We start from the raw sequence: 6,568 nt of genomic DNA, 5'->3' as shown, positions 1-6,568 counted from the left end.
GCCCAGCCCCAGTCTGCCCTTGCCAAGCGCCCCCCCTCCGCTGGGCAAACCGGCCCCCTTGCCTCCTCCCAAACCCTTTCAGGCACCCGAGCCGCCCCAGGCAGCCGCCTATTCAGAGCCAGAAGAAGATCTGCCTGAAGATTTTGAGCCTGAAATGCCCCCCTTTGAAGACGAGCCCTATTTGCCTGAAGAACCCGATCGGGAAGTGGAGCCCGTTTATGCGGCAGGCACCGTGGTGCCCGATCAAGACATGCGCCAGATCTGGCAACGCTTTTTAAGTGCCGTGCTCGACCAGCAGGGGCCCCTGTATGGTTTTATGAAAAATGGCAAACTGATGCATATTGATCCCAGCCGCCGCCAATGGATTGTGCGCTTCAATTCCAAGCCCCACAAGGAACGCGTTGAAAAAAGCCTGAAAGCTGGCAGGTTGACCCCCTTGCTTGAAGAAATCATGGGCGAAGCCTACCAGCTGATTTTGGAACTGAGTGGAGAAAGCCCAGAAGCAGAAGCGACCGGCTTGCCAGCCACCGCCCAGTACAAAGCGCCCCCCGAAGGGAACCTGCCGCCCCCGCCCCCCAGGCGGGAAACCCCTTCTGAATCTTCTGAACGGGTTTCACCACCTCAGCCAACGCTTCAGCGGGCTCCGCTCCCAGCCCCCACCGCAGAAGTGCTTCAGACACCTGCAGAAGCCAAACCAGCCCCTGTCGCCCTTGCACCAGCCCCAAGTGCAGCCCCGCCTGTGCCAGCAGAAACAAGGCCCGCCGAACCTCAACGCAAGCCCCGTTCACCTGAAGAAGTCAGTTTTGCGCGCACCCAACCGCTTGAGGCAGTGGCAGAACTGTTCAAGGGCAAAGTCATTCGTCGCGATCACTGAAAGCGTTTCAAGCCAAAGAAGCCTTCAGACAATTCAAGCATCTATCACACAAGCTCAATCGATTCAATACAATTCAGGCTGATGAAATTCTAATTTAATCGAAAAATAGACTTATTTATCCGTATATTATACTCATAACTTGACAGAGACTTCACATTCCGGTAAAAAACCATTGTCTTAAGAGTAGACACTATCAAGATTTTGGGAGTATTTTTCATGCAAAATTTCAAATTACCTTCTGCCCTTCTGGCAAGTGCCCTGGCCACCCTGGCGCTGAGCGTTTCCTGTGCCAGCCCAACCACCCCCAGCGGTACGCCAAAGGCCTCTCCATCTGCGGCCTCCTCTTCCAGCCCGACCAGTCCTTCAGCCTCAGCCAATCCCAGCGCCTCGGCCAGCCCAGACAGCAGCCAGCCCAGTACCGCGCCCAATATGCCCAGTGGCTGGTCGCTTTTCACCGGCTCTGTGCCCTGCAGCGACAAGGCCGCGATCTGGTGGGACAACGACAACAAAGGCTTCTGGGGCTGCGGAAAATCAGGCAACGGCGGTTTCTCTACTACCACAGATGGGGGCATGACCTGGACCGCCCAACGTAAATTTGACGGCATCAAAGTTCAGGGCATTACCCGTGACCCCAATGGCCAGCTCTATATCAGCGGGCAGATTGGCTCTGGCCCGGTGGCCACGGTCAATGAAAGCAATCCCGAGCGCATGGATTATACCGAACTCTATGCCCGTGGCAAAAATGCCTATACCTCCGTCGCCCAGGGCGAAGGCGTCGCCGTCACCTCAGACGGTCAAATCCTGGTAGATTCTCTGACAGGCACCACTGCCGTTTATTCCCCTGGCAAGAATGCCGCTGGCAAAAGCTGGTTTGCCAACACCTGTACGGGCAAAGATCCCAGCAATTTTAACCCCGATGCCAGCAATATGTTCTGTGAACTGCATGGCGTAGGTGAAGAAACCATGGCCAACCCCAGTGCAACGGCCTACCAAATCACAGCGGTTCAAGCTGTCAATGATAAATTCTATGCCACGGGCCGCAAGATCAACGAACCGGCCCAGGTGCGTATGCCCTCTAAATTAGACGGGGCCACCTTTCAATTCCAGACTGTACAATTGCAAAAATCCAACCAAGACGGCGAAATGCTGGATATGGTGGTCTGGCAAAATGGCCGCATCGTGACCGTAGGAACCGATCAGACCAGCGGGGCCTATCTGCCCTTGATTTATCTCTGCTCTGAAGGCAAAGACTGCAATACCGCCTCCAGTTGGCAGAGTATTGAACTCGACCTGCATGGCTTCAAATACTCTGACAGCGCCCGTGATGGCCGTGCAGTTGATGGCAGCGGAGATATTATCGTGGTGGTCGGCAATTTCGTTCCCAACTCGATTGGCGGTTGGGCCGTCATGAGTGATGACGCAGGCAAAACCTGGAAAGACCTGACCCCTGAGTTGACCAAGCTTTCCCCCAAAGGCAAGCTGAAAAATCTCTACGATGTGAAGGTTTTTGCCAGTGGCAAAATCATGATCTATGGCGAAGACAATTTTGTCTACCAGCCCTCAAAATAGCACGGTTTAAAAGCCAAAAGCCCCCGGTGACGGGGGCTTTTGCTTTGTCTGGAGCGAAAGCCCATCTTTTTACAGGGTATGGCATAATTTGAACAGTCTGATAAAAGGAATTTCGCTATGAAAAAATTTCTACTGGCCAGCTTGGCCTTGCTCAGCTTCGGTTTTCCTGCGTGGGCCGACTCCCCTGTCACCTCCACAACCTTCAGCGAAGCCTATGGCGATTTGGCCTGGGTACAAGCCGCCAGCCAAAACCATGTCTTAACCCCTGAAATGGGGGCTATCTTGACAGATTCCCAAACACCCCTGGACCAGAAACTGGCCCTGGTCAATGCCCTGGGCTGGAAATTTGAAGGCCAGCAAAACCACCAACGTCTGCTCGAAATTTTACGCAAAAACTACCAACAACCCGGAGCAGCCCCTGAAATTTTGCCGCTCAACGGCGAAGAAAAGCTGATTCTGGGCTATATGATGGTTCTGGATGATTATTTCCACCCCCGTCCAGGCCTGGTCTGGGTTCGTCGTGGTGCACGTCAGCTCTGGCAGTATCAGTCGGCGCAAATGGTTTTGGCCATTGCCGAAGCCCAGGATTATATCAACCGCCCCAAACTCTGGTGCCAGGTCTGGCTGCAAACTGAAAATGCACTTGAAAACAAGAGTCTTCAAAAAGATTTGCGCCCGCAAGCCGTGGAGCTGATTGTGGAATATCTCAAACTTTATCAACCTTCCTGCACAGGAGAAAAATCATGAAACGCCTGCTGATCGCCTGCGGTCTCGCCCTCTGCCTCGCACCGCCCTTATGGGCAGCTCCACAAGCCACCCCCAAACCCAGCAACGAAAACCAACAGCAGGATTTACTCAAAAGTATTCTGCTGGACATTGCTCCCCCACCCCCCAATCAGGATTTTGAAATTCCCCAGCCTGTACTCTTGACCGAGCCCCGCTCCTTGCTTTCAAATGCCGTGATTGTCGCTCCGGGAACCGTCAAAATGCAAATTGAAGTCAAAAACAAAAACAAGATTGCTCCCATCAAAGCCTATGTCTTTCAGGTGATTGATCTGGGGTTGCCCATGCTTGATTTTGACGATAAATTTCTGCACCAAAGCAGTTCACCCAAAGAAACCAGCCTGAAATACACCTTTGCCAAAGGCGGGCGCTATGCTGTGGTGGCTTCTGTGGTGACCCAGCAGGGAGATGTGGGCTCTACCCGCCTCAGCCTATTTGCGCGCTAGGCCACAGCAATCTGCTGAAATTGTTCCAAAACATGCTGATAGCGGGTTTCAACCTGTTCTTTCAAATTCTCGCGTTGCCCGCGCAAGGTTGCGTCAAAACGTAAATCGGCCTGTATTTGATCAATAAAGGCATTGTCATGTTTGCGTTGTTCCAGCACATGTGCCAGATTTTTCAGAAAGAGCGCAGATTGATCTTTGTCCAATTGCTGAATAATTTTTTTGAATTCACGAACCAGCGAAAGCACGCCCTCTTCAAAGCCTTTGGGGGGTTCGGGCTTGGGGGCAAGAGGAGCCAAAGCCAATTCATCGGCTTTTTTAATCAAATCCTGGGCATCGCTGGAAAGAATTTCCAACTGGGCCAGACCCGCAGTGATCTCAGAATTGAGATCCGATGCAGCAGGCAACCACTCTCCACGAATTTCAGCAGAGAGGGCTTTCATCGCGGAACCAAAAGTGAAGAGTTCACTGGCATTCATATCATGAATCAAAGCAAGCGCCTCAACCCCTGTTTCAGGCAGCGCAGCATTTAAAAGGCCCTCAGGAAGTTTTTGACCGGGCCCACTCAAAAGCGCAAGACTGCTCGCCAAATCCTGCTCCAAAGCGGTTTGATCTTCGACATTCAAACGCGCAGCAGCATCCAACATCAGTTGAGCCGTCAAGGGCTGATTTTGCTTCAGTTCTTCAACCAATAAGGCCCATTGCTGCATGCGCGTGGCCTGCTCCTGCGGGCTGCCCTCTTTACAGAGATGCCCCACCACCTGGTTCAGGGTCAAAGCCAAAATGGCTTGTTTTTTTTCTGACTCAGGCAAAGCCCGCTCACCTGTGGCTACTGCTTTTAATCTTTCAAGACCCTGCGATAAAATCTCGTGCAAGCGTTGCAGACGGGGACTGTCGGTTTTACCCATGCGATCTTCAAGCCGCGCAAGTGATGTTTCTATTCGTGAACTCAACCGTTCCCGCAAAGCCTGACTGCGTGGCTGCGCCAAAACCGCTTGAATTTTTTGGTTGAGCTTGTCTTCAGCCCCCGCCAGAGCTTGGGGCGATGCCACCCGAATACTGTGTGCAGCTTCTGCCAAAGGATGAATATGCGCGTGTTCCTCTGAACTGGATAATTTTCCCAAGGCCAGATTTAAAGCGGTTAAAAGATGGTTTTTCGAAAACTGGATCTGGGCTGGCACTTCCTGATGAGAAATCACCGCCAAGGGCTTATCGGGCAGAGAAACAAGTGAAAGATCCAAACTGCGAATCTTCGGCCCCTGTGACAGATAACGGTCTTGGGGTTTTAATTCACTGGTTTCAGAGCGATCAGGGCGGATTTTCCAGGAGGATGGCTGTAACCCACCCAAACGTTGTCGACCTTGCTGAGCAGGCATAATTGGAGATGAAATAGATTGAATTGACGGCATCAGAACCCCTTTTACAGGCACATGCCCTGATTATATCAGAATTCAGCTATTTTTTCGCGGGCGTCCCCGGCGCCGTGGCTCTGTCTGCGGCAAATCCCGCTCAAAACGACAGGCATAGGCCTGGGCTGGTGAAAGCACGAAGTCCATTTTGTAGTTGCGATTGGTTATTTCAAGCGCGCCATTCGGAAAAACACGTTTGATCTTGAACTTCTGACCATCCTGCAAGGTCAGATAATCGGCCTGTTCAGCCACCTTGATCAAAGCTGAAATTTTGCGACTGTCCAAACTCTCTTCATTGCTGGCAAACATGCGCTCATATTCCTCACGGAATTCTTGAGCCCAATTATGCTGAAGACAAAGTTTTAGATAATTCGCGTAATTTTTCGCACCATTGCGATTGGCATAAAAAATATTCCATTTGACATATTCAAACCCATAGCTTTGATAGGATTGAGTTACCAATTCTTGAAGCGGACGCGAACTGCGCTTGAGATAACTTAAAAGCTCCTGTAAAAGGGGTTCAGCAAAAGCATGCTCTGGCTTTTCAGGCTCAGGGCTATAGGTCAGAGCGTCAAAAAGATGCGTCAGCGAGACCCGGTTGAGTTCAATCATTTTGCGATGGCTTTGCACCTCAAAGGTAACTCCGTAGATTTCACGGGGGTCCATGCCCATCTCACGCAAAAGCTCAGCATTGCTCGACAATTGGTTCAGTTCCTGCAGAGCAGATTTTAAGGCAGTCAAAACATCACTGGGGAAAATCACGCGTTCTTCAAGGCCCTCGGCATTGATTTTTCGCCGACTGTAGAGTGTCAGATGGTGCCCCAGTTCAACCAAAGGCAGACGCCATTGGCTCTGGCTTTTAAACTGCGTGGTCAAGAGTTCAAAAAGCCTGCGGGAAACAGGGCGACGCAAAGCTTTATAATAACTAAAATCCAAATATTTAAAATAAAGGGATTGCTGAATCTGTTGCAACCAAGGTTCACTTAAACGAATTTCAATCCGTTTGTCTTTTTCACGCAGGCGATAATTTTCAATCAGACGAAAACCTGCAGACAGGAAGCGCACCCCATCAAAAAAACAGTTCTCATATTCCAAACTGACATTCAGCCAACGCTTCAGGCTGTCTTCAAGGCGCTTTAAATATTGGGGATTGATCGGGCAGCCACAGCCCTTGAGAATTTCATAGCGACTGAACTCCAAACGGGGCTTGTAGTTTTCCTGTTGAGCACGCATCAGAAGGTACATCAGAAACAACATATCCAACTGATCCGGCGCCCGGTAGGCTGCTCGGTAAGTATAACCTTCAGGATGGTTCCAAACCAAAGGCGCATGTCCGTGTGAAACCTGAAACCAAAGCGGATACTGAAGAAAATTCAGATCCTGCTTCAAAACATTTTTCACAGAGCGGCCCCTTGACTACGTTAAACTTGACTACGTTGAATAGATAGCAAACGCATCTATCATAACGTATCATAGCAAACCGGGCAAGC

At 50.9% G+C, this 6,568-nt stretch carries 6 protein-coding genes; 4 read left to right on the top strand and 2 right to left on the bottom strand.

Annotated features, from left to right (window positions below; genetic code table 11):
* The 4 genes from COW20_05505 to COW20_05490 all read left to right on the top strand — a co-directional run.
* Positions 1–874: hypothetical protein (locus COW20_05505; GenBank protein PIW49571.1), on the top strand; the 874-nt coding region annotated here is incomplete at its 5' end.
* A gap of 216 nt (positions 875–1,090) precedes the next feature.
* Complete coding sequence (locus COW20_05500) at positions 1,091–2,443, top strand: hypothetical protein (protein ID PIW49570.1); 1,353 nt, start codon at positions 1,091–1,093, stop codon at positions 2,441–2,443.
* A gap of 117 nt (positions 2,444–2,560) precedes the next feature.
* Positions 2,561–3,190, top strand: a complete 630-nt coding sequence (locus tag COW20_05495) for a hypothetical protein (protein PIW49569.1) — start codon at positions 2,561–2,563, stop codon at positions 3,188–3,190.
* Positions 3,187–3,672 carry a hypothetical protein gene (locus COW20_05490; GenBank protein ID PIW49568.1) on the top strand — a complete coding sequence of 162 codons (486 nt, stop codon included), beginning with the start codon at positions 3,187–3,189 and terminating at the stop codon, positions 3,670–3,672. The genes COW20_05495 and COW20_05490 overlap by 4 nt, the downstream gene beginning before the upstream one ends.
* Here the strand turns inward: COW20_05490 and COW20_05485 are convergent.
* Together COW20_05485 and COW20_05480 are read right to left on the bottom strand one after the other, a co-directional pair.
* Positions 3,669–5,045 carry a hypothetical protein gene (locus tag COW20_05485; GenBank protein PIW49567.1) on the bottom strand — a complete coding sequence of 459 codons (1,377 nt, stop codon included), beginning with the start codon at positions 5,043–5,045 and terminating at the stop codon, positions 3,669–3,671. The genes COW20_05490 and COW20_05485 overlap by 4 nt on opposite strands.
* 75 nt (positions 5,046–5,120) lie before the next feature.
* Positions 5,121–6,479, bottom strand: a complete 1,359-nt coding sequence (locus tag COW20_05480) for a hypothetical protein (GenBank protein PIW49566.1) — start codon at positions 6,477–6,479, stop codon at positions 5,121–5,123.
* Positions 6,480–6,568: the final 89 nt, after the last annotated feature.

It is taken from the genome of bacterium (Candidatus Blackallbacteria) CG13_big_fil_rev_8_21_14_2_50_49_14 (assembly GCA_002783405.1).
In the GTDB taxonomy this organism is placed as follows: Bacteria; Cyanobacteriota; Sericytochromatia; order UBA7694; family UBA7694.
This window is presented reverse-complemented; position numbering and strand designations above follow the sequence as displayed.